Source organism: Phaeovulum molybdatiresistens (assembly GCF_023544865.1).
In the GTDB taxonomy this organism is placed as follows: Bacteria; Pseudomonadota; Alphaproteobacteria; order Rhodobacterales; family Rhodobacteraceae; genus Pontitalea.
The window spans coordinates 73,480-96,604 of record NZ_JAMJFX010000008.1 but is presented as its reverse complement, the minus strand read 5'-3'; the positions used below and the strand labels follow the sequence as shown (position 1 = coordinate 96,604).

Annotated in this window: 25 protein-coding genes; 14 read left to right on the top strand and 11 right to left on the bottom strand. The window is 66.4% G+C overall.

The genetic code is table 11. The features are described 5' to 3' along the window. Nucleotides 1-18: 18 nt before the first annotated feature. The 6 genes from MXB90_RS07890 to mgtE form a co-directional block, all read right to left on the bottom strand. Nucleotides 19-759 carry a YebC/PmpR family DNA-binding transcriptional regulator gene (locus MXB90_RS07890; protein WP_250043278.1) on the bottom strand — a complete coding sequence of 247 codons (741 nt, stop codon included), beginning with the start codon at nt 757-759 and terminating at the stop codon, nt 19-21. An 86-nt stretch (nt 760-845) separates the two neighbouring features. Beyond that, nucleotides 846-1,190 (bottom strand): hypothetical protein, encoded by a 345-nt coding sequence (locus MXB90_RS07885; protein ID WP_250043274.1) that lies wholly within the window; start codon nt 1,188-1,190, stop codon nt 846-848. 41 nt (nt 1,191-1,231) lie between these two features. Then, entirely contained in the window at nt 1,232-3,010 is a 1,779-nt protein-coding gene (locus tag MXB90_RS07880; protein WP_250043273.1) for an SLC13 family permease, read from the bottom strand. A 96-nt stretch (nt 3,011-3,106) separates the two neighbouring features. Beyond that, nucleotides 3,107-3,922, bottom strand: a complete 816-nt coding sequence (locus MXB90_RS07875; RefSeq protein ID WP_250043272.1) for a TIGR00282 family metallophosphoesterase — start codon at nt 3,920-3,922, stop codon at nt 3,107-3,109. A gap of 125 nt (nt 3,923-4,047) precedes the next feature. Then, the gene (locus MXB90_RS07870) at nt 4,048-4,596 is read right to left on the bottom strand and encodes a 5-formyltetrahydrofolate cyclo-ligase (protein WP_250043271.1); all 549 of its coding nucleotides are present in this window, start codon (nt 4,594-4,596) and stop codon (nt 4,048-4,050) included. Continuing rightward, complete coding sequence (gene mgtE / locus MXB90_RS07865) at nt 4,593-5,978, bottom strand: magnesium transporter (RefSeq protein ID WP_250043270.1); 1,386 nt, start codon at nt 5,976-5,978, stop codon at nt 4,593-4,595. The genes MXB90_RS07870 and mgtE overlap by 4 nt, the downstream gene beginning before the upstream one ends. 143 nt (nt 5,979-6,121) lie before the next feature. On the opposite strand from mgtE, the gene guaD reads away from it, so the two are divergent. Next, nucleotides 6,122-7,408, top strand: a complete 1,287-nt coding sequence (gene guaD / locus MXB90_RS07860; protein ID WP_250043269.1) for a guanine deaminase — start codon at nt 6,122-6,124, stop codon at nt 7,406-7,408. A 134-nt stretch (nt 7,409-7,542) separates the two neighbouring features. On the opposite strand, the gene hisN is transcribed toward guaD, so the two are convergent. Together hisN and MXB90_RS07850 are read right to left on the bottom strand one after the other, a co-directional pair. After that, nucleotides 7,543-8,352: a histidinol-phosphatase gene (gene hisN / locus MXB90_RS07855; protein ID WP_250043268.1), complete on the bottom strand. Its 810-nt coding sequence runs from the start codon at nt 8,350-8,352 to the stop codon at nt 7,543-7,545. A gap of 91 nt (nt 8,353-8,443) precedes the next feature. Continuing rightward, nucleotides 8,444-8,806, bottom strand: coding sequence for a helix-turn-helix domain-containing protein (locus MXB90_RS07850; protein ID WP_250043266.1), 363 nt, complete (start codon nt 8,804-8,806; stop codon nt 8,444-8,446). A 368-nt stretch (nt 8,807-9,174) separates the two neighbouring features. Between MXB90_RS07850 and MXB90_RS07845 the strand changes: the two genes are divergently transcribed. Together MXB90_RS07845 and MXB90_RS07840 are read left to right on the top strand one after the other, a co-directional pair. Beyond that, nucleotides 9,175-10,191 (top strand): NADPH:quinone oxidoreductase family protein, encoded by a 1,017-nt coding sequence (locus tag MXB90_RS07845; RefSeq protein ID WP_250043264.1) that lies wholly within the window; start codon nt 9,175-9,177, stop codon nt 10,189-10,191. An 83-nt stretch (nt 10,192-10,274) separates the two neighbouring features. Then, entirely contained in the window at nt 10,275-10,994 is a 720-nt protein-coding gene (locus tag MXB90_RS07840) for a Bax inhibitor-1/YccA family protein (protein ID WP_250043262.1), read from the top strand. 116 nt (nt 10,995-11,110) lie between these two features. Here the strand turns inward: MXB90_RS07840 and MXB90_RS07835 are convergent, their stop codons facing one another. Further along, nucleotides 11,111-11,428, bottom strand: coding sequence for an antibiotic biosynthesis monooxygenase family protein (locus MXB90_RS07835; RefSeq protein WP_250043261.1), 318 nt, complete (start codon nt 11,426-11,428; stop codon nt 11,111-11,113). A gap of 115 nt (nt 11,429-11,543) precedes the next feature. On the opposite strand from MXB90_RS07835, the gene MXB90_RS07830 reads away from it, so the two are divergent. The 11 genes from MXB90_RS07830 (at nt 11,544) to MXB90_RS07780 (ending at nt 21,944) form a co-directional block, all read left to right on the top strand. Next, nucleotides 11,544-11,846 carry a DUF1330 domain-containing protein gene (locus tag MXB90_RS07830; RefSeq protein WP_250043258.1) on the top strand — a complete coding sequence of 101 codons (303 nt, stop codon included), beginning with the start codon at nt 11,544-11,546 and terminating at the stop codon, nt 11,844-11,846. Between the two features lie 57 nt (nt 11,847-11,903). Beyond that, nucleotides 11,904-12,347: a tellurite resistance TerB family protein gene (locus MXB90_RS07825; RefSeq protein WP_250043256.1), complete on the top strand. Its 444-nt coding sequence runs from the start codon at nt 11,904-11,906 to the stop codon at nt 12,345-12,347. Between the two features lie 131 nt (nt 12,348-12,478). Then, nucleotides 12,479-13,255, top strand: a complete 777-nt coding sequence (locus MXB90_RS07820; protein WP_250043254.1) for an ABC transporter ATP-binding protein — start codon at nt 12,479-12,481, stop codon at nt 13,253-13,255. A 41-nt stretch (nt 13,256-13,296) separates the two neighbouring features. Beyond that, nucleotides 13,297-14,019 carry a transporter substrate-binding domain-containing protein gene (locus tag MXB90_RS07815; RefSeq protein ID WP_250043251.1) on the top strand — a complete coding sequence of 241 codons (723 nt, stop codon included), beginning with the start codon at nt 13,297-13,299 and terminating at the stop codon, nt 14,017-14,019. A 39-nt stretch (nt 14,020-14,058) separates the two neighbouring features. Next, a complete protein-coding gene (locus tag MXB90_RS07810) occupies nt 14,059-14,940 on the top strand; it encodes an ABC transporter permease (RefSeq protein ID WP_250043247.1) in 882 nt (293 codons plus the stop codon). Continuing rightward, nucleotides 14,937-15,764 (top strand): ABC transporter permease, encoded by an 828-nt coding sequence (locus MXB90_RS07805; protein ID WP_250043245.1) that lies wholly within the window; start codon nt 14,937-14,939, stop codon nt 15,762-15,764. The genes MXB90_RS07810 and MXB90_RS07805 overlap by 4 nt, the downstream gene beginning before the upstream one ends. Nucleotides 15,765-15,768: 4 nt before the next feature. Then, nucleotides 15,769-17,100 (top strand): glutamine synthetase family protein, encoded by a 1,332-nt coding sequence (locus tag MXB90_RS07800; protein WP_250043243.1) that lies wholly within the window; start codon nt 15,769-15,771, stop codon nt 17,098-17,100. 170 nt (nt 17,101-17,270) lie between these two features. Then, the gene (locus MXB90_RS07795) at nt 17,271-17,975 is read left to right on the top strand and encodes a type 1 glutamine amidotransferase (RefSeq protein WP_250043240.1); all 705 of its coding nucleotides are present in this window, start codon (nt 17,271-17,273) and stop codon (nt 17,973-17,975) included. A gap of 23 nt (nt 17,976-17,998) precedes the next feature. Then, nucleotides 17,999-19,354: a glutamine synthetase family protein gene (locus tag MXB90_RS07790; RefSeq protein ID WP_250043237.1), complete on the top strand. Its 1,356-nt coding sequence runs from the start codon at nt 17,999-18,001 to the stop codon at nt 19,352-19,354. After that, complete coding sequence (locus tag MXB90_RS07785) at nt 19,351-20,667, top strand: NAD(P)/FAD-dependent oxidoreductase (protein WP_250043234.1); 1,317 nt, start codon at nt 19,351-19,353, stop codon at nt 20,665-20,667. The genes MXB90_RS07790 and MXB90_RS07785 overlap by 4 nt, the downstream gene beginning before the upstream one ends. A 92-nt stretch (nt 20,668-20,759) precedes the next feature. Continuing rightward, nucleotides 20,760-21,944: a DegT/DnrJ/EryC1/StrS family aminotransferase gene (locus MXB90_RS07780; RefSeq protein WP_250043231.1), complete on the top strand. Its 1,185-nt coding sequence runs from the start codon at nt 20,760-20,762 to the stop codon at nt 21,942-21,944. Nucleotides 21,945-21,965: 21 nt separating this feature from the next. On the opposite strand, the gene MXB90_RS07775 is transcribed toward MXB90_RS07780, so the two are convergent. Beyond that, the gene (locus MXB90_RS07775) at nt 21,966-22,397 is read right to left on the bottom strand and encodes a CoA-binding protein (protein ID WP_250043228.1); all 432 of its coding nucleotides are present in this window, start codon (nt 22,395-22,397) and stop codon (nt 21,966-21,968) included. 227 nt (nt 22,398-22,624) lie between these two features. Then, nucleotides 22,625-23,065 (bottom strand): YHS domain-containing (seleno)protein, encoded by a 441-nt coding sequence (locus tag MXB90_RS07770; protein ID WP_250043226.1) that lies wholly within the window; start codon nt 23,063-23,065, stop codon nt 22,625-22,627. Nucleotides 23,066-23,125: the final 60 nt, after the last annotated feature.

The window sequence follows — 23,125 nt, the reverse complement described above, 5'->3', positions numbered from 1 at the left end:
GGGGCCGAAATACCGGGATTACAGCTGCGCCGCGACATCCTCGGGAACGTCGAAATTCGCGGTCACGGTCTGCACATCGTCATCTTCTTCCAGCGCGTCGATCAGCTTCATCAGCTTTTGCGCAGTGTCCAGATCGACATCGGTGCGGTTCTGCGGTTTCCAGACCAGTTTCGATTCAGTCGATTCGCCCAGCACCTTTTCCAGCGCCTCGGACACCTCATTCAGCGCGGTGTCAGCGCAATAGATCCAGTGCCCCTCGTCATCGGATTCCACGTCATCCGCGCCCGCCTCGATCGCGGCCATCATCACGGTGTCGGCGTCGCCCGCGCTGGCGGGATAGGTGATTTCGCCCACCCGGTCGAACATGAAGCTGACCGATCCGGTGGTGCCCAGATTGCCGCCATGCTTGGTGAAATAGGACCGCACGTTCGACGCGGTACGGTTCAGGTTGTCGGTCATCGCCTCGACGATCACCGCGATGCCATTGGGGCCGTAACCTTCATAGCGGATTTCGGTATAGTCGGCCGCATCGCCGCCTTGCGATTTCTTGATCGCGCGGTCGATCACGTCCTTGGGCATGGATTGCGACTTGGCCGCCTTTACCGCCAGACGCAGGCGCGGGTTCTTTTCGGGGTCAGGATCGCCCATTTTCGCGGCAACGGTGATTTCCTTCGCCAGCTTAGAAAACAGTTTCGAACGAAGCTTGTCCTGCTTGCCCTTACGGTGCTGGATGTTCGCCCATTTCGAATGCCCGGCCATGAGCCCCCCATCGGTATGTGTTGATCGCCGCCTCTATATGCCAGCGACGGGCCTGCCCGCAAGCGGGGGCAGGCAGGTGCGGGGACTCAGCGGTCGATGCGCCGGTGCGGGGTGCGCCAGGTCCAGCGCCGGCCGCGATCATCGCGCAGCAGCACCGTGGCATAGGGCGAAAACAGCGGGTCCAGCGCGCGCAGGTGGCTTTGCCGTTCGATCACCACCTCGTAGCGGATCGGATAGGCGCAATCGGTCAGCCGCCCCGCGGGCAGCACGGCTATATCGGCCCGGCAGGTGGTGCCGTCGGTGAAGACCACCGTCAGCACCCGCGCCGACAGGCTGATGCGGTCGGGCACGGCATGGGGCTGCGGCCAGGCGCAGGCCGCCAGCAGCGGGACAAGCAGCGCAAGGGCAAGGCGGGGGATCAGGCGGGTCATGGCACGGCTCCGGGCAGCATGGGGCTTACAGCATAGCGCGCCTAGAGCGGCCATAGCAACGGGATCACAAGGCTGACCGTCACCGCCATGATCAGGTTCAGCGGCACACCGATGCGCAGGAAGTCGGTAAAGCGATAGCCGCCCGGCGCATAGACCAGGGTGTTGGTCTGATAGCCGATCGGCGTTGAAAAGCTGGCTGACGCGCCGAACATCACCGCCACGACCAGGCCGCGCGGATCGACCCCCAGCTGCGTGGCCAGACCGATGGCGATGGGCGTCAGGATCACGCCGACGGCGTTGTTGGTCACCAGTTCGGTCATGACGGATGCCATCAGGAACACGACCAGCACCAGAAGCCGCGGTGACAGCTCATCCAGCGCGGGGCTGATCACCTCGACGATCAGGCGCACCGCACCGCTGGCATCCAGCCCCGCCCCCACGACCAGCATGGCAAAGATCAGCGCCAGCAGGCGGCCCTCGACAAAGCCGAATGCCTCATCGGCGTCGATGCAGCCGGTCAGCAGCACCACCGCCACCCCCAGGAAGGCCAGCACCAGAATCGGCGCCAGATCCAGCGCCGCCAGCCCCACCACCGCCGCCAGCACCGCGATCACGATGGGCGCATGGGCGCGCCGATAGGCCCGTTCCGAGGGTTGCGAGATATCGGCCATTTCCATGTCGGCCGCCAGGCGCTGGATATCGGCGGGCGCGCCTTCCAGCAGCAGGGTATCGCCCACCCGCACCTCCAGATCATCCAGCTGGCGGCCGATGTTCTGGTTGCGCCGATGCGCGGCCAGAACATAGACGCCATAGCGCCGGCGCAGGCGCATTTCGCCCAGGCGCCGCCCGATCATGCGGCAGCCCGGGGTGATCAGCACCTCGACCGTGTTGGTCTGGACCGAGCTGAGCTTGTCGATCAGCCGGATTTCCTTGTTGTTGGCCAGGCCCAGCACCTCGGACATGGGGGTGCGCAGCACCACCCGGTCGCCCGGCGCGATGGTCACCCCCGCCAGATCGCGCCGCAACGAGGCATCGCCGCGCAGCACGTCGATCACGCGCATGTTGTCGCGCTTGAACAGGTCGACCTCTTCCAGGCGTTTGCCGATCAGGGCCGAATCCTCGGGGACGGCGACCTCGGTGAAGAATTTCATCTGCGACCGGCCACCCAGAAGGTTGGACATCGAATAGCGCTCCGGCAGCAGCCGCGGGCCCAGCAGCGTCAGGTACGCAACCCCGACCGCCGAAACCACAAGCCCCAGCGGCGCGATTTCAAAGATGCCGAAATGCGCAAGCCCCGCCTGACGCGCCACCCCGTCGACCAGCAGGTTGGTCGAGGTGCCGATCATCGTGACCGTGCCGCCAAAGATCGACAGATAGCTGAGCGGGATCAAGAGCTTCGAGGGCGCCTTGCCCAGCGAACGCGCCAGCGCGATGAAGACCGGCATCATCACGATGACGATGGGCGTGTTGTTCATGAAGGCCGACAGCGCCACCACCAGCACCCCGATCGCCGCCAACGTCAGGCGCGGCCGGTCGGTCACATGGCGCGCCGCGCGCTGGGTCACCCAATCCAGCGTGCCGGTGCGCACCATCGCGCCCATGATCAGGAACATGAAGGCAATGGTCCAGGGCGCGGGATTGGCCAGGGTACGCGTGGCCTGATCCACCGGCGCCAGCCCCAGCGCCAGCATCACCGCCGCGCCCCCCATCGCCACCACCTCGGGCGGGACACGTTCGCGCAGGAACATGACGAACATGCCAAGGACGATCAGCAGGGCGGCAAAGGGCGCGATGTCTGGCGAAAGCAGCGGCTCTGTCATGATCCCTCTTTGGGGCAGTGCAACGGGAAGGCGATCTTACGGCACGGCGGCGCACAGGCAAGGACCATGACAGGGATCACGGCAGGCCCCGCCCGATCAGACCGGCCGGGCCGGGATCAGCCGGCCACCCACCCGCACCGGCACACACAGCCGCGCCTTGCCGGTGCGGTCATCGGTTTCGGTGTAAAGGCCGGACAGAGTCGCCTCGCCATTGGCCGGGGTGAAGCGTTCCTTACCCATGCCGGTTATGAAGCGGCGCATCGGTTCGGCCTTGTCCATGCCGATCACGGAATGATAGTCGCCGCACATGCCCGCGTCGGTCATATAGGCGGTGCCGCCCGGCAGCACCATCGCATCGGCGGTCGGCACATGGGTATGGGTGCCCACCACGACGCTGGCGCGCCCGTCGCACCAATGGCCCATCGCCATCTTCTCGCTGGTCGCCTCGCAATGCATGTCGACCAGCGCGGCCTGCGCCAGACCGCCCAGCGGGTGCTTGCGCAGCACCGCATCCACCGCCGAGAAGGGATCGTCGAAGGGACGCTTCATGAAGACCTGGCCCAGCACCTGCGCCACCAGGATCTTGCGCCCGCGCGCATCCGAAAACAGCCGCGCGCCGCGGCCCGGCGCTTCCTTGGCATAGTTCAGCGGGCGGATGATCCGCGGCTCGGTGTCGATGAAGCGCAGCATGTCCTTCTGGTCGAAGGCGTGATCGCCCAGCGTGATGCAATCGGCCCCGGCGTCAAGCAGCAGCTTGGCGTGTTCCGCCGTCAGCCCCATGCCGGACGAGGCGTTTTCACCATTGACCACGACGAAATCCAGGCCCCAATCGGCCCGCAGCTTCGCCAGCTGCCCGCTGATCGCCGCGCGCCCCGCGCGCCCCACGACATCGCCCAGAAAAAGGATCTTCATGCGCCGACGCTTAGGCCCTGACCAGGCAAAGCGCAAGAGCAAGCGCGCCGGATGCGGATGGCGCGCGCCGGGGGCGCCGCCCCCGGACCCCCGAGGTATTTTGGGCAAGATGAAGGGGGCTGCGATCAGGGCCGGATGGTTTCGGCCTCGGTCACGATCAGGTCGAGCGGCTGATCGGTCGGCTCGGTCGGGACGGTGTCGACTTCCTGGGCGGCGAAGGCAAAGCCGATCGCGGTGACGGGGCCCAATGCGCGCAGCCCGGCCAGGGTGCGGTCATAGAACCCGCCGCCATAGCCCAGCCGGAAGCCGCGGCGGTCAAACGCCAGCAGCGGCACGATCAGCACCCGCGGGATCAGGCTTTCGCCGGTTTCGGGAATTTCGGCGCCAAAGGCCCCGGGGATCATGCGGGCCTGCGGGGTCCAGCGGCGGAAGGTCAGCGGCAGGCCCGGTCCCTCGATTACCGGCACACAGACCGGGCCGTCATGGGCCGCCATTGCGGGCAAGGGGTCGATTTCGGTCCGCATCGGCATGTAGCCGGCCAGCACCGCGCCCGACCAGGGCGCCAGTTCGCGCGAAAGCCGCCGCACCGCATCGCCCTGGCCCCGGGCAAAGGCGGCCTTGCGCCGCGCCGCCGCGTCGCGGCGCGCCTGGGCCTTCGATCCGGCCATGGTCACAAAAGCACCGCTGCAGCCAGCCCCAGGAAGGCGAAGAAGCCCACCACATCGGTTACCGTAGTGACGAAGGTGCCCGAGGCCAGCGCCGGATCGGCGCCCAGCCGTTCCAGCGTAAGCGGCACCAGAATGCCCGCCAACGCCGCGACCAGCAGGTTGATGACCATCGCCGCCGCGATGACAAGTCCCAGATGCGGTTCGCCGAACCAGACCATCGCAACCAGCCCCATCACCACCGCAAAGGCCGCGCCGTTCAACAGGCCCACCACCGCCTCGCGCCGCACGACGCGCCAGACATTCGATTCCGTCAGGCTTTTGGTGGCCAGCGCCCGCACCGCCACCGTCAGCGTCTGGGTGCCCGCATTGCCCCCCATCGAGGCGACGATCGGCATCAGCACCGCCAGAGCCACCAGCTGTTCGATCGTGCCCTCAAACAGCGCGATCACGCCCGAGGCCAGGATCGCCGTCAGCAGGTTGACGAACAGCCAGGGCAGCCGCTGGCGCGTGGTTTCCAGCACCGTATCGGACAGCGAGCTTTCCTCGCCCACACCGGCCAGACGCAGGATGTCTTCCTCATGCTCTTCGTCCAGCACCGACATGGCGTCATCAATGGTGATCACCCCCACCAGCCGGTCATCGTCATCCACCACCGGGGCCGAGATCAGGTGATACTGGTTGAAGGCATAGGCCACGTCGGCCTCTTCCTGGTAAACGGAAATGGTGCGGAAACTGTCTTCGATGATGGTGCGCAGGGCCACGTCGCGGCGCGAGGACAAAAGCTTGCCCAGCGTCACATAGCCCACCGGATGCATCCGCGGATCGACCAGGATCACGTGGTAGAACTGATCGGGCAGCCAATCCTCGGCGCGCAGGAAATCGATCGCCTCGCCCACGGTCCAGTGTTCGGGCGCGGTCACCACCTCGCGCTGCATCAGGCGGCCGGCGGAATATTCGGGATAGGTCAGCGACTGTTCGACAGCGGCGCGGTCGGCCTCATCCAGGGCGTCCAGGATCGCCTCTTGCTGGGGCTCTTGCAGATCCTCGATCAGATCGACCACATCGTCGGAATCCAGGTCGCGCACGGCTTCGGCCAGAACCTCGCGCGGGAGCGCCCCGATCACCTCTTCGCGGATCGATTCGTCGATTTCCGACAGGATCTCGCCGTCGATCTTTCGGCCCCACAGGCGCAGGAAGGCGCGCCGGTCGGCCCCGCCCACCTGTTCCAGCAGGTCGGCGATATCGGCGGCATGCAGCGGTTCAAGCAGTTCGGTCAGGCGCGCGGCATCGCCCGCCTCGACGGCATCGAGGACCAGATCGACAAGCGCGCGGTCAAGCCGGTAATCCTGTTCCTCGCGCGCCTCGTCCTCTGCCCGGTCTTCCGCCATGATGCCCCCGTCGTTGTTGCGCGCACCATAGCGGCGAACCGGGCCGGAATACAGGGGGCAAAGGGGATGTGCGGCAGGGGCCGCGGGGAATTTACCTTGGCCCGCGGCGGGCCTAGCATGGGACAAAGCGGAAAGGACGGATAATGGCGGAACTGCTTCTGGGTCAGGTGATCAGCTATGCGGGCGACCCCTTCGCCGAGGGCCTTGGGGCCGCGCGCCACCTGTCGCATGGCGCCGTGCTGATCGAGGGAGGGCGGATCGCGGCCGTGGGCGAGGCCGATCACTTGCGCGCCGCCCATCCGCACGCCCGGGTGCATGACCACGGCCGCAAGCTGATCTCGGCAGGGTTCATCGACGCCCATGTCCACTATCCCCAGACCGGGATCATCGCCAGCTGGGGCAAGCGGCTGATCGACTGGCTGAACAGCTACACCTTCCCCGAAGAGGCGCGCTTTGCTGATCCCGACCATGCCGCCGGGGTGGCCGCGCGCTATTTCGACCTGGCGCTTGCGCATGGCACGACGACGATGTGCAGCTATTGCACGATCCACCCCGCCAGCGTTGAGGCCTTCTTTGCCCAGGCGCAGGCCAGGGGGCTGCGCGCGCTGGCGGGCAAGACCTGCATGGACCGCGACACGGCGCCCCCTTTTCTGCGCGACACCGCCCAGACGGCGCATGACGACAGCAAGCGCCTGCTGGATCGCTGGCACGGGGTGGATCGGCTGTCCTATGTCATCACGCCGCGCTTCGCGCCCACCTCGACCGAGGCGCAGCTTGAGGCGCTGGGGGCGCTCTGGGCTGCGCATCCCGATTGCCTGATGCAAACGCATCTGAGCGAGCAGGTCGACGAAATCGCCTGGGTCAAGGGGCTTTACCCGCAGGCCCGCGACTATCTGGACGTCTATGAACGCCACGGATTGCTGGGCCCGCGCGCCGTCTTCGGCCATGCGATCCACCTGGAACCACGCGAACGCGCGCGCCTGGCCGAGGTGGGCGCGGCGCTGGTGCATTGCCCGACCTCGAACACCTTCATCGGATCGGGGCTGTTCGACATGGCCGGGCTGATGGCCGAAGGCCAGCGCATCGGACTGGCCACCGATACCGGGGGCGGGTCCAGCTTTTCCATGCTGCGCACCATGGCCGCCGCCTATGAAATCGCGCAACTGCGTCACACCGCGCTGCACCCCGCGCAGCTGTGGTGGCTGGCCACCCAGGGCGCGGCCCGCAGCCTGCGTCTGGAGGATCGCGTGGGCAACATCGCCCCCGGGATCGAGGCCGATCTGGTGGTGATCGACCTCGCCTCAACCCCTGCCATCGCGCAGCGCGCCGAACGGGCCGGGGATTTCTGGGAAGAACTGTTCCCCACAATCATGATGGGCGATGACCGCGCCGTGGCGGCCGTCTGGGCCAATGGCCGGAAGCTGATCTGACGGCCCGCGCGAAACGGGGGGCTGTCTGCCCCCCGCACCCCCCGAAGGTATTTCGGGCAAGATGAAACGGGCGGCTTCTTCTTGGCCGAAATACTCCGGGGGGGTCGCCGCAGGCGACGGGGGCAGAGCCCCCTTCACCCCTGCAGCAGCGCCAGCGCCGCGGCATGGATTTCGGCATTGGCTGCGGCCAGGATGCGCCCGCCGTGATGGGCGGGACGGCCTTGCCAGTCGGTGACGACACCGCCCGCCGCCTCGATCACCGCGATCGGTGCCTGCACGTCATAGGCCTGCAGACCGGCTTCGACGACCAGATCGACCTGGCCCGCGGCGACCAGCGCATAGGCATAGCAATCGGTGCCATAACGGGTCAGTTTCACGCGGCTTGACAGGCGCTGGAAGGCGGCGGCTTCGGCGGGCGTGCCGATTTCGGGGAAGGTCGTGAACAGGATCGCCTCGGCCAGCGGGCGCGGGCCGCGGGTGGCCAGCGGCTTGTGGCCCATGGGCCCGTCCACCTGCGCCAGGCCGAAGCCGCCGGTGAAGCGTTCGCCGATATAGGGCTGGTCGATCACGCCCAGCAGCGGCCCGCGCGCATCCGAGAGCGCGATCAGCACGCCCCAGGTCGGCGTGCCCGACAGGTAACCGCGGGTACCGTCGATCGGGTCAAGCACCCAGGTCAGGCCGCTGCGGCCCTGGGTGGTGCCGAATTCCTCGCCCAGGATCGCATCCTGCGGGCGGCGTTCGGCCAGGATCGCGCGCATCGCGGCCTCGGCGGCGCGGTCGGCGACGGTGACGGGATCGAAATGGGTGGTTTCCTTGGTATCCGCCGTCAACCCATCGCTGCGGAAATGGCGCAGCGTCTCGACACGGGCGGCATCGGCCAGCGCATAGGCGACGGCGCGCAGCTCGGCCTGTTCGGCCAGCGTGAGGGGATCGGCAGGGGTCATCGCGGGCTCCGGAAAAACGATGGGGGGAGCGGTATCCGCCCCCCCGTCGTGGGTCAAGCCCGGTTGCAGCCGGGACCTGGCCGGGCGGCGATCAGGCCGCGTCCGAGAGCACCTTGGCCAGTTCGAACAGCCGGCGGCGCTGCGCCTCGGGGATGGCATAGTAGGACCGCACCAGCGCCAGCGCCTCTTTATCGGCGAGGATGTCGCCCGACACTTCGGACGATGCCCCGACCGGATCGGCCAGACCTTCGAAGAAGAACGAGATCTGGACTTCGAGCGCATCGGCGATGTCCCAAAGACGCGAAGCCGAGACGCGGTTCATCCCGGTTTCGTATTTCTGGATCTGCTGGAACTTGATGCCGACCTTGTCTGCCAATTGCTGCTGGGTCATGCCGATCATCCAGCGGCGGTGTCGGATTCGCTTGCCGACATGTACGTCAACGGGGTGTTTCATTCGTTACTCCCAAGGCACGGTTTTCGCCCAAGAAATACCATGTGATCTTGGCAGCAAGCCCGTGAAATCTGACCAACCTGTCCAAATATACAGGGCAACCCACCCTTTTGCCGCAATTGAAGGTAAGGTTTTTCATACCTGCCCTGCAAAAAACAGCGTCCGGGCGTCCGGGCCGCGACAGAATCACCCTCTGCGTGTTTCACACCCGGCAACGGTTGCATCGGCGTCCGACAACAATACCGCAGGTCGCCAGGATCGGCCCGCGCGCGGCCTCTGGCAGGGTTGCTGCGCTGCGGCTATTGTCACGCCAAAGGACCGCCCGGGGGCGGGCGCCGCGGGCGCCGCCTGCCGCAACAGGAGGCAATGACATGCGCGCCTATCAGATCGCCGCCGCCGGCCAGCCGCCGGAACTGACCCGGATCGACCTGCCCGCCCCGGGCCCGGGCGAGGTGCGTGTGCGGATCGTGGCCTGCGGGCTGAACTTTGCCGATCTGCTGATGATCGAGGGGCGCTATCAGGATACACCCGCCGCCCCCTTCGTGATGGGGATGGAACTGGCCGGCACCGTTGAGGCCTGCGGGCCGGGCGTGGTCGCGCCGGCGCCGGGCACCCGCGTGGCGGTGTTCGCCGGTCAGGGCGGTCTGGCCGAGGCGGGGAACTTCCCGGCCGACCGCTGCACCCCCCTGCCCCGGGACATGGGCTTTGTCGACGCCGCCGCCTTTCAGATCGCCTATGGCACCTCGCATCTGGCGCTGGATCACCGCGCCGGGCTGCGCCCGGGCGAGACGCTGGTGGTGTTGGGGGCTGCGGGCGGGGTCGGGCTGACGGCGGTGGAAATCGGCAAGCGGATGGGCGCGCGCGTGATCGCCTGCGCGCGCGGTGCAAACAAGCTGGCGGTGGCGCGCGCGGCCGGTGCGGATGAGGTGCTGGACAGCGAAACCCCCGATCTGCGCGCGGCCCTGCGGGCGCTGGGCGGGGCGGATGTGGTCTATGATGCGATCGGCGGGGCGGCGGGCACGGCGGCGGCGCGCGCGCTGCGCCCGGGCGGGCGGTTTCTGGTGATCGGCTTTGCTTCGGGCAGCGCGCCGGACATTCCGCTCAATCACCTGCTGGTCAAGAACATCACGGTGCATGGGCTGTATTGGGGCGGCTATCTGAAGCTGGACCCCGCCGTGCTGCGCCAGTCGATGGAAACGCTGTTTGGCTGGTATGCCGAAGGCGGCCTGCGCCCCCATGTCAGTGCAACGATGCCGCTTGATCGCGTGGATGAGGCGCTGGAGCTGCTGCGCAGCCGCCGGTCCACCGGCAAGGTCGTGGTCACGATTGCAGGAGACGGGTCGGATCAGGCCGGTAAAACCGTCGGAAATCGGACCGGAAACGCTTGAAATCCGGGAACAAGCCCCCAATATGAAGCGGTGACGTGTGGTGGCCTGCCCGCCACAAGGGAGACGTTCAACTGGAGGCTTTGATGGCTGACTACAACACTTTGCGCGCCAGCCAGGCCGGCGCCCGCGCCGCCCTGATCGATGAGGGTCTGCGCGCGCACATGAACAAGGTCTATGGGCTGATGTCCATCGGCATGCTGGTGACCGGCGCCGTTGCATGGTTCGTGGGCACCAACGACCAGCTTCTGGCCGCGATCTGGGGATCGGGGCTGAAATGGGTGGTGATGTTCGCCCCCCTGGCCGTGGTCTTTGCCTTTTCCGCGATGCTGCACCGCATGTCGGCGGCCACCGCGCAGCTGGTGTTCTTTGGCTATGCCGCGCTGATGGGCCTGTCGATCAGCTTCATCTTCGCCGCCTATACCGGCGTGTCGATCGCGCAGACCTTCCTGGTGACCGCGATCGCCTTCGCGGGCCTGTCGCTTTACGGCTACACGACCAAGCGCGACCTGTCGGGCATGGGCACCTTCCTGATGATGGGCCTGATCGGGCTGATCGTCGCCTCGATCGTGAACATCTTCCTCGCCTCTTCGGCGATGGCCTTCGCGATTTCGGTGATCGGCGTGCTGATCTTTGCCGGCCTGACCGCCTATGACACGCAGAACATCAAGAACACCTATCTGCAACTGGCGCAGACGGATGAGGATTTCCTGGGCAAGGCCGCCATCATGGGCGCGCTGCAGCTGTATCTGGATTTCCTGAACATGTTCATGTTCCTGCTGCAGTTCCTGGGCAACCGCGAATGATCTGACCCGGCCAGACCCGGACGGTCGGACCAACACTGACCCTTGACCCCGCCAGCCCCGCTGGCGGGGTTTTTCGTTGCGCGGGTGGCCACCGGGATGGTGGCGGCCCCGGCGGGTCAATAGGCGGCCGTCACCTCATACATCACCGGCTCAAAGCTGCGGCAGAGCGTGGCGATGTGGCGGTTGCGTTCGCGCATTTCGGGGGTGCGCAGCATGGCCTTGTAATCCTCGCGCCCGCGCCATTTGGAATAGGTGGCGATGCGGGTCTGGGCATCATTCATGTGCAGGCCCGCGCCGATGAACCCGGGCTGATGGCGGATGCACTGGTCATAGGCATCCTGCAGCGCCTCCATCAGGTCGGCGGCGGTGGCGGGTGTCATCTCGAAGGTGCAGATCACGGTCTGGCCGCTGAAATCGGGGGTAATCTGGGGCATGGCGGGTCCTCCTGCCGCAAGGATGCCACAGGCGGGCGGGAAAATCATCCCTTGCGGCGACTTGCACCCCCGGCCCCGGCGCGCCACACTTGCCCCAAAAGCACGGAGCATCACGATGACCACCCCCCCGAAGGGCTACTGGATCGGCCATGTCACGGTCAGCGACCCGCAGGCCTACGACGCCTATCGACAGGCCAATGCGGCCGCCTTTGCCAAATACGGCGCGCGCTTTCTGGTCCGCGGCGGTGCCCAGGACGTGGTCGAGGGCAGCCTGCGCCCGCGCGCGGTGGTGATCGAATTCCCCTCGGTCGCGGCGGCGCGGGCCTGTTACGACAGCCCCGAATATCGCGCGGCCCTGGCGCTGCGCGCGCCGGTCAGCCTGGCGGATCTGTGCATCGTCGAGGGTTGGGCGGGCTGAACGGCACCGCTTGCCGCCCCCGCTTGCCCCTGCCGCCACGCGCCCTATAGTCGGGGCATGCTGAGCACGCTTCTTCGGCGCCTGCGCGCCCCCACCCCCGACCCGCTAAGCGCGCCCGACGCCGAACTGGCGCTGGCCGCGCTTCTGGTGCGTCTTGCGCGCGCCGATGATCATTATGAGGCCGCCGAACAGATCCGCATCGACCGCGTTCTGGCCGCCCATCGCGGCCTGAGCCTGCCCGAAGCCACCCGCCTGCGCCATGAGGCCGAACAGGTCGAGGCCGAGGCCCCCGATACCGTGCGCTTCACCCGCGCATTGAAAGCCATGATTGCGCATGACGACCGCATCAGCATCATCGAGGCGCTGTGGGATGTGGCGCTGGCCGATGGCGCGCGCGCCGCGGCCGAGGATGCGTTGATCCGGCTGGTCAGCAGCCTGCTGGGCATCAGCGACCGCGATTCGGCGCTGGCACGGCAACGGGTCGCCGCGCGGCTGGGCTAGCGCGCGGCTTGCCAAATTGGCCAACCTGACAGGACAATCTGCGCAGCGCCCCTGCGTAAAGCGTTACACAGGCGTTGCATTCCGCCGGAAAATCGCGCCAACTGACCTGAACGGACAAAGAGAAGCCCCAAGTGACCGATAGCCCGCCCGTCATCGAAATCCGCAATCTGCACAAGAGTTACGGCCCGCTGGAGGTGCTGCGCGGCGTCTCTGTCGCTGCGCGCCGCGGACAGGTGATCAGCCTGATCGGATCATCCGGATCGGGCAAGTCGACGCTGCTGCGCTGCTGCAACCTGCTGGAGGACAGCCAGGCGGGCGAGGTGCTGTTTGAGGGCGAGGCGGTGAAATGGGCCGGCGAAGGCCTGGCCCGCCACCCCGCCGACCGCGCCCAGGTGACGCGCATCCGCACCAACCTGTCGATGGTGTTTCAGCAGTTCAACCTGTGGTCGCACATGACCATCCTGCAAAACGTGATGGAGGCGCCGGTGACCGTGCTGGGCCAGTCGCCCGCCAAGGTGGAACCGCGCGCCCGCGCGCTTCTGGACAAGGTGGGTATCGGCGACAAGGCCGATGCCTGGCCTGCGCAACTGTCGGGTGGCCAGCAGCAGCGCGCCGCGATCGCGCGGGCGCTGTGCATGGAACCCAAGGCGCTGTTGTTCGACGAACCCACCTCGGCGCTGGACCCCGAACTGCAGCAAGAGGTGGTCCGCGTCATCAAGGACCTGGCGGGCGAAGATCGCACGATGTTCCTTGTGACGCATGACATGCGGCTGGCGGCGGATGTGTCCGATCACGTGGTGTTCCTGCATCAGGGCCTGATCGAGGAACAGGGCCCGCCCGCCACCCTGTTCGGCGCGCCGAAATCCGAACGCCTGCGCCAGTTCCTGTCAGCGACCGCCCCGGCCTGACGCCCGATCACAAGAATATTCCAAAACAGCGGAGAAACCCCATGAAGAAAGTCCTTCTTGCCACTGCGGCCCTTGCGCTCAGCGCGGGTCTGGCCACGGCAAACACGGTGCGCATGGGCACCGAGGGCGCCTACCCCCCCTACAACTTCATCAACGACAAGGGCGAAATCGACGGGTTCGAACGCGAACTGGGCGATGCGCTGTGCGCCAAGGCCGAACTGACCTGCGAATGGGTCACGAATGATTGGGATTCGATCATCCCCAACCTGCTTTCGGGCAATTATGACACGATCATCGCCGGCATGAGCATCACCGACGAGCGCAAGCAATCGATCGACTTCAGCCACAACTACTATCCGCCGGCGGCCTCGGCCTATCTGGCGCTGGATGCGGGCGCCGATCTGGCCGGCGGCGTGGTCGCGGCGCAGACCGGCACGATCCAGGCCGATTACGTCGCCCAGTCGGGCGCGACGCTGCTGGAATTCGCCAATCTCGACGACACCGTTTCGGCGGTGAAGAACGGCGAGGCCGATGCAGTCTTTGCCGACAAGGACGCACTGGTGCCCTTCTCGGCCGATCAGGGCGGCGATTTGATCTGGGCGGGCGAGGATGTGGCGCTTGGCGGCGGCATCGGCATCGGCATGCGCAAGTCCGACACCGAATTGCGCGACAAGTTCAACGCCGCGATCGACGCGATGAAGGCCGACGGCAGCCTGAATGCGATGATCGTCAAGTGGTTCGGCGACGAAGCCGCCACCTTCTGATGCAAAGGGCGGCCCCGGCAACGGGGCCGCTGCACCCCCATGTTTGACACCTGTGCCGATCCTGCCGCGCTTGAAGGCCTAAGCTGGTTCCTGTGCTACCTGACCTCGGGCAAGCACATGATGTTCTATTGGTCCTTCCTGATCGTGCTGGCGCTTCTGGCGGTCACGGCACCGGTGGCGCTTGGCTTGGGGTTTGCCGGCGCGCTGGCCGCGCGCGCGCGCGCCGCGCCGCTGCGCTGGGTGGGCAAGGGCTATACCGCGATGGTGCGGGGCGTGCCCGACATCGTATTTTTCCTGTTCGTGCCGGTGGCGCTGGATCAGGGGCTGGAATGGCTGCGACACAAGTGGAAATGCCCCGATTGGGACGCGCCGATCCGGCAGGGCAACGATTTCCTGGTCTGCGCCCAGGCCAAGCTGCCGCTGTCCTCATCCCCGCAAATCTGGCATGATATCTATGGCTTCACCCTTGCGGTGGTGGCCTTTGCGGTGGTGTTTGGCGCCTTCGCGGCCAATGTTCTGCATGGCGCCATGGCGGCCGTGCCGCGCGCGCAGCTGGAAACCGCCGAGGCCTATGGCATGACGCCCCGCCAGGTCACCCGGCGCATCCTGATCCCGCAGATGTGGGCCTATGCGCTGCCGGGGCTGTCGAACCTGTGGATGATCCTGATCAAGGCCACGCCGCTGCTGTTCCTGCTGGGGGTGACCGACATCGTCTATTGGGCGCGCGAACTGGGCGCCACGAAATCGGCGATCTACGACTATCCCCACCCCGACTGGCGGGTCTGGTATTTCCTGGTGCTGCTGGCCTTCTATCTGGGCATGACCAGCCTGTCCGAACGCCTCTTCCGCCATGTCTCGGCACGGCTGGCGCGCGGTCAGGCCACGATGGCGGGCGAGGCGATGCGAAAGGCACGGGCATGAGCTGCTGGGACATCATCGCCGACTATGGCCTGCGCTCGATCGGGATCGGCGAACGGCTGCTGCCGCGATCCGATTTCACGCTATGCCATCAGTTCACCCTGATCGGTTCGGGGCTGATCTGGAACATCTACTTCGGCGTTCTGGCGCTGGCCTTCGGCTTTGTGCTGGCCACGGCGCTGGCGCTGGCCAAAGCCCAGGCCAATCCCTGGCTGCGCAAGCCGGCGGACTGGTTCATCTACATCTTCCGCGGCAGCCCGCTGTTCATCCAGTTTTTCCTGGCCTATGAGGCGCTGGTGCTGCTACCGCGCGCGGGCTTCGACATCTTCGGCATCACCGTGCAGACCGCCTGGACCACCAAGGCCTGGGCTGGGGCGCTGTTCGTGCTGTTTTTGAACACCGCCGCCTATTCCGCCGAAATCTTTTACGGTGCGCTGCGGTCCGTCCCCAAGGGCGATCTTGAGGCCGCCGATGCCTATGGCCTGACCGGCTGGCGCAAGTTCCGCCGGGTCGTCTGGCCCACGATGCTACGCCTGGCCTGGCCCGCCTATACGAATGAGGCGATCTTTCTGTTCCACGCCACCACGCTGGTGTTCTTTTCCGGCTTCCCCGCCTTCCAGCAGCGCGGCGATGCCCTGTATTACGCGAAATTCTTCGCGGACAAGACGTTCAACCCTTTCATCCCTTACCCGATCGCGGCGTTCTATTTCATCGTGCTGACCCTTGCCCTGATCGGCCTGTTCGGGGTGGTCAACCGCCGCCTGAACCGACACCTGCCCGGCGCCCGACGCGCCCGTCTGAAGGTCAGGCCACAAATAATCAGGTGAGGAAATGGACTGGCTGAAAGAGCACCCCGAGGTGCGCACGATCCGCGTGGCCGCCGCGGATCTGAACGGTGTGGCGCGCGGCAAACGCATCCCCGCGCGCTTTGCCCACAAGGTGTTCACCGAAGGCACGCGCTTTCCCTTTTCGGTGATGAACCTCGACATCTGGGGCGAGGATATCGAGGACAGCCCCCTGGTCTTTGAAACCGGCGATTGCGACGGGCTGTTGATGCCCACCGAACGCGGCTTTCTGCCGATGCCCTGGCTGGCAGCACCCACCGCGCTATTGCCGATCTGGATGTTCCACATGGACGGCCGCCCCTATGAGGGCGATCCCCGCCAGGCGCTGGCCCGCGTGGTCGAACGCTACAAGGCGCGCGGCCTGACGCCGGTGGTGGCGACAGAACTGGAATTCTTCCTGATCGACGATTCAGGCAAGACGCTGCGCGTGCCGCCCAGCCCCCGGTCCGGCAAGCGCCGCACGGGGGGCGAAATCCTGTCGCTGCGCGCGCTGGATGCCTTCGACAATTTCTTCACCGCGCTCTACGACGCCTGCGAGGCGATGGACATCCCCGCCGATACCGCGATTTCCGAAGCCGGCCCCGGCCAGTTTGAAATCAACCTGATGCATCAGGGCGATGCGCTGAGGGCCGCCGATGATACCTGGCTGTTCAAGATGCTGGTCAAGGGTCTGGCGCGCCAGCACGGCTTTGCCGCCAGCTTCATGGCCAAACCCTATGACCTTTGGTCGGGCAACGGCATGCACACGCATTTCTCGGTGCTTGACGCGCAAGGCCGCAACATCTTCGACGACGGCACCGAACGGGGGTCCGAGGCCTTGCGCCATGCGGTGGCGGGCTGCCTTGCCGCGCTGCCCGGATCCACGCTGATCTTTGCCCCGCATGAAAACAGCTATGACCGGCTGGTGCCCAATGCCCATGCCCCCACCGGCATCGGCTGGGCCTATGAAAACCGCACCGCCGCGCTGCGCATCCCCGCCTCGGGGCCCGTCGCGCGCCGGATTGAACACCGCGTGGCGGGGGGCGATGTGAACCCCTATCTGATGATCGCCGCGATCCTTGGCGCCGCGCTGATCGGGCTGGAAGACCGCCGCGATCCGCCCCCCCCGATCATCGGCAATGCCTATGAACAGGGCCTGCCGCAGCTGCCCGAAACCTGGAACGCCGCGATCGACCGCTTTGCCGACTGCCCGCTGGTCGCACGGATCTTTCCGGCCGAACTGATCCAGAACTTCCTGATGACCAAGCGCCAGGAAATCCACTACATGGCCGAACTCTCCGAACAGGAACAGACGGAACTCTACCTCGACACCGTCTGACCTTCGGCTTCTTCTTGGCCGAAATACTCTCGGGGGGTGAATTGGCGCCACGCGCCAAGAGGGGGGCAGACAGCCCCCCCCCACCCCGCCCCCCGAGACGCCCCACAGCGCCTCTTGCGCCCGCCCGCACCCCCCGGCTACCCTTTGACAACCCAAGACATGAGAGCCCCATGCTGATCGGCATCCTGCAAACCGGCACAGCCCCTGATGAGCTGCGCAGCCAGTCCGGCGATTACCCCGACATGTTCGAACGCCTGCTGGCCGGGCGCGGACTGACCTTCCGCACCTTCCACGTCGAGGCGATGGATTTTCCCACCGATGTTCACGCCTGCGATGGCTGGCTGATCACCGGATCACGCCACGGCGCCTATGAAGACCACCCCTTCATCCCCCGGCTCGAAGCCTTCATCCGCCAGGCGGTCGCGCAAAAGGTGGCGCTGGTGGGCATCTGCTTTGGCCATCAGATCATCGCCCAGGCGCTGGGGGGCAAGGTCGAACGCTTCCCCGGCGGCTGGTCGGTGGGGCCGACCGACTATGATTTCGGCGGCGAAACGATCACGCTCAACGCCTGGCACCGCGATCAGGTCATCCAGCGCCCCGAAGGCGCCACGGTGATCGGCTGCAGCGATTTTTGCGAAAATGCCGCCCTGGTCTATGGCGACAGCGCCCTGACCGTTCAGGCCCATCCCGAATTCCACGACGATTTCATCGACGGGCTGATGCGCACGCGTGGCAAGGGCCTGGTGCCCGACACGATCATGGCAGATGCCCGCGCCCGCCTTGGCCAGACCAATTCCGCAGCCGCGATCGCAAACCGGATCGCGGATTTCTTTCTTCAACCGCGCGGCACCGGCCGCCCGGCCACTGACCTTTGAAAGGCTGACCCATGGCAAGCCCCATGACCCAATGGATGGAACATATCCCCCAGGCCGCGCGCGACTATATCGCGGGCCGGCGCCTGGATGAGGTGGAATGCATCGTCGCCGACATCGCGGGCGTGGCCCGCGGCAAGGCCATGCCCGCCTCGAAATTCGCATTTCAGGACCGCTTCTTCCTGCCCAATTCGATCTTCCTGCAGACAATCACCGGCGAATGGGCCGACAATCCGATGGGCGCGTTTACTGAACCCGACATGATCCTGACCCCCGATTTCAGCACCGCCACCGCCGCGCCCTGGACGGCGGATGTGACGCTGCAGGTGATCCATGACGTGAACGACCAGCAGGGCAACCCGGTGCCGATCGCGCCGCGCAACGTGCTCAAACGGATCATCAGCCTCTATGAGGCCGAGGGCTGGCGCCCGATCATCGCGCCCGAGATGGAATTCTTCCTGGTCGCGCGCAACCTGGACCCGAACCAGCCGATCATCCCGCCGATGGGCCGGTCGGGCCGCCGCGCCGCCGGAAAACAGGCCTATTCGATGTCGGCGGTCGATGAATACGGCAAGGTGATCGACGACATCTATGACTTTGCCGAGGCGCAGGGCTTTGAAATCGACGGCATCTTGCAAGAAGGCGGCGCGGGGCAGGTGGAAATCAACCTGGCCCATGGCGATCCGGTGAAGCTGGCCGATGAGATCTTTTTCTTCAAGCGCCTGATCCGCGAGGCCGCCCTGCGCCACGATTGTTTCGCCACCTTCATGGCCAAACCGATCGAGGGCGAGCCGGGCAGCGCCATGCACATCCACCAATCGGTGGTGGATGTGGAAACGGGGCGCAACATCTTTTCCGAACCCGATGGCGGCGAATCCATCGCCTTCCTGCATTGCATCGCGGGGCTGCAGAACCACCTTCCGGCGGTGATCGCGCTGCTGGCGCCCTATGTGAACAGCTACCGCCGCTACGTTCCCGATTTCGCCGCCCCCATCAACCTGGAATGGGGCCGCGACAACCGCACCACCGGGCTTCGGGTGCCGATCTCGGGGCCGGCTGCGCGGCGGATCGAAAACCGCCTGGCGGGGATGGATTGCAACCCCTATCTGGGGCTGGCGGCGTCGCTGGCCTGTGCCTATCTGGGGCTGAAGGAACAGAAGATGCCGCGCCCCGAATGCCTGGGGGACGCCTATATGGGCGATACCGACCTGCCCTTCAACCTGGGCGATGCGCTGGATCTTCTAGCCGACAGCGCGCCGGTGCGCGACGTTCTGGGCCCGGAATTCTGCACCGTCTATGAGGCGGTGAAGCGCAATGAATACAAGGAATTCCTGCAGGTCATCAGCCCCTGGGAACGCGAACATCTGCTGTTGAACGTATGAACCTGCTGTTTGCCAACGACCGCCCCGGCGAACATGCCGCCAGCTGGTATGCCGCCACCGCCGCAAGCGACCGGCGCTGGCCCGCGCTGAAGGGGCGCGGGCGGGCCGATGTCTGCATCATCGGCGGCGGCTTTACCGGGCTGTCGGCGGCGCTGCACCTGGCGCAGCGCGGGATGGATGTGGTGCTGCTGGAAGCGCATCGCATGGGCTTTGGCGCCTCGGGGCGCAATGGCGGACAGGTGGGGTCGGGCCAGCGGCTGGAACAGGACGATCTGGAGGCCATGGTCGGGCGCGACACTGCGCGCAAGCTGTGGGATTTCGGGCAAGAGGCCAAGGCGCTGGTGCGTGATCTGATCGCGGCGCATCAGATGCCGGTCACCTTTCACCCCGGCATCGTCCATGCCTGCTGGAAGGATGCCGAGGTCGCCCATGCCCGCGCCAATGCCGAAAAGCTGGCGCACGATTACGGCTATGACCAGATCACCCCGCTATCGCGCGACGATCTGGCCGCCATCGTGCCCAGCCCCGTCTATCGCGGCGGCGACATCGACCGCGGCGCGGGCCATCTGCATCCGCTGAACTTTGCCCAAGGCCTGGCCCTTGCCGCCGAGGCCGCGGGCGCGCGGCTGCATGAAGGATCGGTTGTCCATGCGATCCGCCATCCGGCTGCGGGCGCCACGGCCAGAACGGTGGTGCAGACCGACCACGGCGCGATCGAGGCGGACCATGTGATCCTGGCCGCCAATGGCTATCTGGGCGGGCTGGAGGGCAAGGTTGCGGCCCGCGTCATGCCGATCAACAATTTCATCATCGCCACCGAACCCTTGGGCGAACGCGCCCGCGATGTGCTGCGTGAAAACGTGGCGGTGGCCGATACGAAATTCGTCGTGAACTACTGGCGCCTGTCCGAGGATGGCCGGCTGCTGTTCGGCGGCGGCGAAAGCTATGGCTACCGCTTTCCCGACATCGTCCGGACCGTGCGCAAACCGATGCTGCAGGTCTATCCCGATCTGGCCGATCTTCGCATCGATTACGCCTGGGGCGGCACGCTGGCGATCACCATGAACCGCATGCCCTGCTTTGTGCGCCCCCGGCCGAACCTGTGGTCGGCCTCGGGGTTTTCGGGGCATGGCGTGGCGATGGCGACGCTGGCGGGCAAGATCATGGCCGAGGCGGTCGCGGGTCAGGCCGAGCGCTTCGATCTGATGGCGGGCCTGCCGCAGCCGCGCTTTCCCGGCGGCGCCCTGCTGCGCTGGCCGCTTCTGGTGGCGGCGATGACGTGGTATGCCATGCGTGACCGGATCGGCATCTGACTGCCCCCGGCCCGCGGTGCGACACGAAACTTTCACTTGGCCCGGTTCCTGCGCGGGCCCAAAGTCATGCGATAACGATCAGGATAGCCGCGATGCCCCGTGACGGCCACAGCGCCCCGAATGTCCATGATGCCGAGCCGATCCCCGCGGCCGCCCGGGCCGAGATTGACCGGCTGCTCGCGTCAGGGGATCTGTTCCGCTACACCTCGGACAATGCGCCCGTCGCCCTGCTTGAGGCCGAATTCGCCGCCCTGATGGGCACGCGCTATGCGCTGGCGGTGGCGTCCTGTTCGGCGGCGCTGTTCCTGGCGCTGAAGGCGCTGGACCTGCCACGCGGCGCGCGGGTTCTGGTGCCGGCCTTCACCTTCGCGGCCGTGCCCTCGGCCATCTTGCATGCCGATTGCACCCCGGTCCTGGTCGAGGTGGGGGCCGATTACCGCATCGATCTGGCCGATTTCGCGGCAAAGCTGGATGACACCATCGCCGCGGTGATGATCAGCCACATGCGCGGGCACACATCCGACATGGACCGGATCATGGCGCTGGCCGATGCGCGCGCCATCCCGGTGATCGAGGATGCGGCCCATTCGCTGGGCACGTTGTGGAACGGGCGCAAGATCGGCACGATCGGGCGCATCGGCTGTTTTTCCTTTCAGTCCTACAAGCTGGTCAACGCGGGCGAAGGCGGCATCCTGATCACCGATGACCCCGAAATCGCCGCGCGCGCGGTGATCATGTCGGGGGCCTATGAACACAACTGGAAAAAGCATCCCGGCCTGCAGAACAGCTTTGTCCACTGGCAAAACCGCCTGCCGCTTTACAACACGCGGATGAATAACCTGTCGGCGGCGGTGATCCGGCCGCAGTTGCCCGAAATCGCGCGCCGGGTGCGCGACGGGCGCGCCAATCACGACCATGTGGCCGCGCGGCTTGCGACAAGCCCCTGGATGGCCGTGCCCCCCGCCCTGCCCCCCGAAGAACGCGCCCCCGATTCGCTGCAGTTCAACCTGACCGGCGGCTGGACCGATGATGAGGCGCGCCGCTTTGAACAGGTGGCCGGGGCGCGCGGGGTCAATGTGCAGATATTCGGGCTAAGCCGGGACAATGCCCGCGCCTTCTGGAACTGGCAGTTTCTGGGCGATCCGCCCGACCTGCCCAAGACGCGCGCCATGCTGATGCGGGCCTGCGATCTGCGCCTGCCCGCGCGGCTGACGCGGCCCGATCTGGATTTTATCGCCGATGCGCTGATCGCGGCGGCGCAGGCGATCAAGGGCTGATCTGCCCCGATCTGCCCTTTCCTAGCCGGGCATCACGCGCGGATAGTCGATCTTGGGGCAGCGATCCATGACCACGCGCACGCCGTGCGCGCGCGCCGTGGCGGCGGCCTCGGCATGGATCACGCCCAGCTGCATCCAGATCGTGCGCAGGCCGGGCAGATGGTCCAGCGCGGCGGCGACCACCTCGGGCACGGCCTCGGATCGGCGAAAGATATCGACCATGTCGACCGCGATATCGCCCGGGATCGCGGCCAGATCGGCAAAGACCGTCTCGCCCAGGATCGTTTCGCCTGCATGGCCGGGATTGACCGGCACGATCCGATAGCCCTTGCGCTGCAAATACGCCGCCACCTCATGCGAGGGGCGGTCGGCCTTGGGCGAAATCCCCACCACGGCGATCACCCGGGTGGTCGAAAGGATCTGTCGCAGATCGGTGTCGGTGATATCGGGCATGGCCTTGTCCTTCGGTTGGCGCCTGGGGCGTTCGGGCCTTCGGCGTCTGGCGGACAAGGCTTGCAGAAAAAAGCGCCCGAGCCAAGGGCCGGGCGCATAAGTGCGGAACGAGGGACAGTGAACGGAAGCAGGGCAGTTCCGGTGCCATGCCTCTGATACTCAAGATAGGAAGGCGGGGGCGCGATTGCATCCCCCTCGCGCAAGGCTCGCGCCTTTGTGAGAGTGCGTCAGCGCGCGGTGAGCGCGGCCCAGCCCGCCTCGGCGCGCGCAATCCAGCCATCAGGATCGGCCAGAAAGCGCGTGCGCGCCTGGGTCGATCGCATCAGATAAAGCCGCCCCTGATGCAGGACAAAGACGCCGGGCGAACCGGGGGCCAGTTCCCCCTCGGCCAGGGCCATCACGCAATAGCCGCGAAAGCGCGGGGCGAACCGGGCCGGGTCGGCCTCAAACGCGGCGCGGTTTTCCGGCGTGGTGAACAGCCAGACCTGGCCGCGCCATTTCAGCGCCTGATCGGCCCGCCCCGCCTGCGCCGCGCCATCACGCGCGATGGCCACCGCATCATGGCCCGCCAGCGCCCAATTTGCATGCGCGGGCGGCGGCGGATCGGCGGCCAGCGGCAGCGCCGCAGCCAGCAGGATCGCGAGGGGGCCAAGAAAACGCAAAGCCATGACGACGGGGAAAACCTTTCGCGGTGAAGCTTCAGCCAAGCCAGCCCCGATCCTGCCAGA

Excerpts from the sequence above, each read along its gene's own strand:
- MXB90_RS07775 (WP_250043228.1), bottom strand. The coding sequence starts at position 22,397 with ATGCCCGATATCACCGACACCGATCTGCGACAGATCCTTTCGACCACC.
- MXB90_RS07815 (WP_250043251.1), top strand. The coding sequence starts at position 13,297 with ATGAAGAAAGTCCTTCTTGCCACTGCGGCCCTTGCGCTCAGCGCGGGT.
- MXB90_RS07800 (WP_250043243.1), top strand. The coding sequence starts at position 15,769 with ATGGACTGGCTGAAAGAGCACCCCGAGGTGCGCACGATCCGCGTGGCC.
- MXB90_RS07880 (WP_250043273.1), bottom strand. The coding sequence starts at position 3,010 with ATGACAGAGCCGCTGCTTTCGCCAGACATCGCGCCCTTTGCCGCCCTG.
- MXB90_RS07830 (WP_250043258.1), top strand. The coding sequence starts at position 11,544 with ATGACCACCCCCCCGAAGGGCTACTGGATCGGCCATGTCACGGTCAGC.
- guaD (WP_250043269.1), top strand. The coding sequence starts at position 6,122 with ATGGCGGAACTGCTTCTGGGTCAGGTGATCAGCTATGCGGGCGACCCC.
- MXB90_RS07790 (WP_250043237.1), top strand. The coding sequence starts at position 17,999 with ATGACCCAATGGATGGAACATATCCCCCAGGCCGCGCGCGACTATATC.
- MXB90_RS07795 (WP_250043240.1), top strand. The coding sequence starts at position 17,271 with ATGCTGATCGGCATCCTGCAAACCGGCACAGCCCCTGATGAGCTGCGC.
- MXB90_RS07785 (WP_250043234.1), top strand. The coding sequence starts at position 19,351 with ATGAACCTGCTGTTTGCCAACGACCGCCCCGGCGAACATGCCGCCAGC.
- MXB90_RS07845 (WP_250043264.1), top strand. The coding sequence starts at position 9,175 with ATGCGCGCCTATCAGATCGCCGCCGCCGGCCAGCCGCCGGAACTGACC.
- MXB90_RS07770 (WP_250043226.1), bottom strand. The coding sequence starts at position 23,065 with ATGGCTTTGCGTTTTCTTGGCCCCCTCGCGATCCTGCTGGCTGCGGCG.
- MXB90_RS07780 (WP_250043231.1), top strand. The coding sequence starts at position 20,760 with ATGCCCCGTGACGGCCACAGCGCCCCGAATGTCCATGATGCCGAGCCG.
- MXB90_RS07805 (WP_250043245.1), top strand. The coding sequence starts at position 14,937 with ATGAGCTGCTGGGACATCATCGCCGACTATGGCCTGCGCTCGATCGGG.
- hisN (WP_250043268.1), bottom strand. The coding sequence starts at position 8,352 with ATGACCCCTGCCGATCCCCTCACGCTGGCCGAACAGGCCGAGCTGCGC.
- MXB90_RS07825 (WP_250043256.1), top strand. The coding sequence starts at position 11,904 with ATGCTGAGCACGCTTCTTCGGCGCCTGCGCGCCCCCACCCCCGACCCG.
- MXB90_RS07810 (WP_250043247.1), top strand. The coding sequence starts at position 14,059 with ATGTTTGACACCTGTGCCGATCCTGCCGCGCTTGAAGGCCTAAGCTGG.
- mgtE (WP_250043270.1), bottom strand. The coding sequence starts at position 5,978 with ATGGCGGAAGACCGGGCAGAGGACGAGGCGCGCGAGGAACAGGATTAC.
- MXB90_RS07840 (WP_250043262.1), top strand. The coding sequence starts at position 10,275 with ATGGCTGACTACAACACTTTGCGCGCCAGCCAGGCCGGCGCCCGCGCC.
- MXB90_RS07885 (WP_250043274.1), bottom strand. The coding sequence starts at position 1,190 with ATGACCCGCCTGATCCCCCGCCTTGCCCTTGCGCTGCTTGTCCCGCTG.
- MXB90_RS07835 (WP_250043261.1), bottom strand. The coding sequence starts at position 11,428 with ATGCCCCAGATTACCCCCGATTTCAGCGGCCAGACCGTGATCTGCACC.
- MXB90_RS07875 (WP_250043272.1), bottom strand. The coding sequence starts at position 3,922 with ATGAAGATCCTTTTTCTGGGCGATGTCGTGGGGCGCGCGGGGCGCGCG.
- MXB90_RS07890 (WP_250043278.1), bottom strand. The coding sequence starts at position 759 with ATGGCCGGGCATTCGAAATGGGCGAACATCCAGCACCGTAAGGGCAAG.
- MXB90_RS07850 (WP_250043266.1), bottom strand. The coding sequence starts at position 8,806 with ATGAAACACCCCGTTGACGTACATGTCGGCAAGCGAATCCGACACCGC.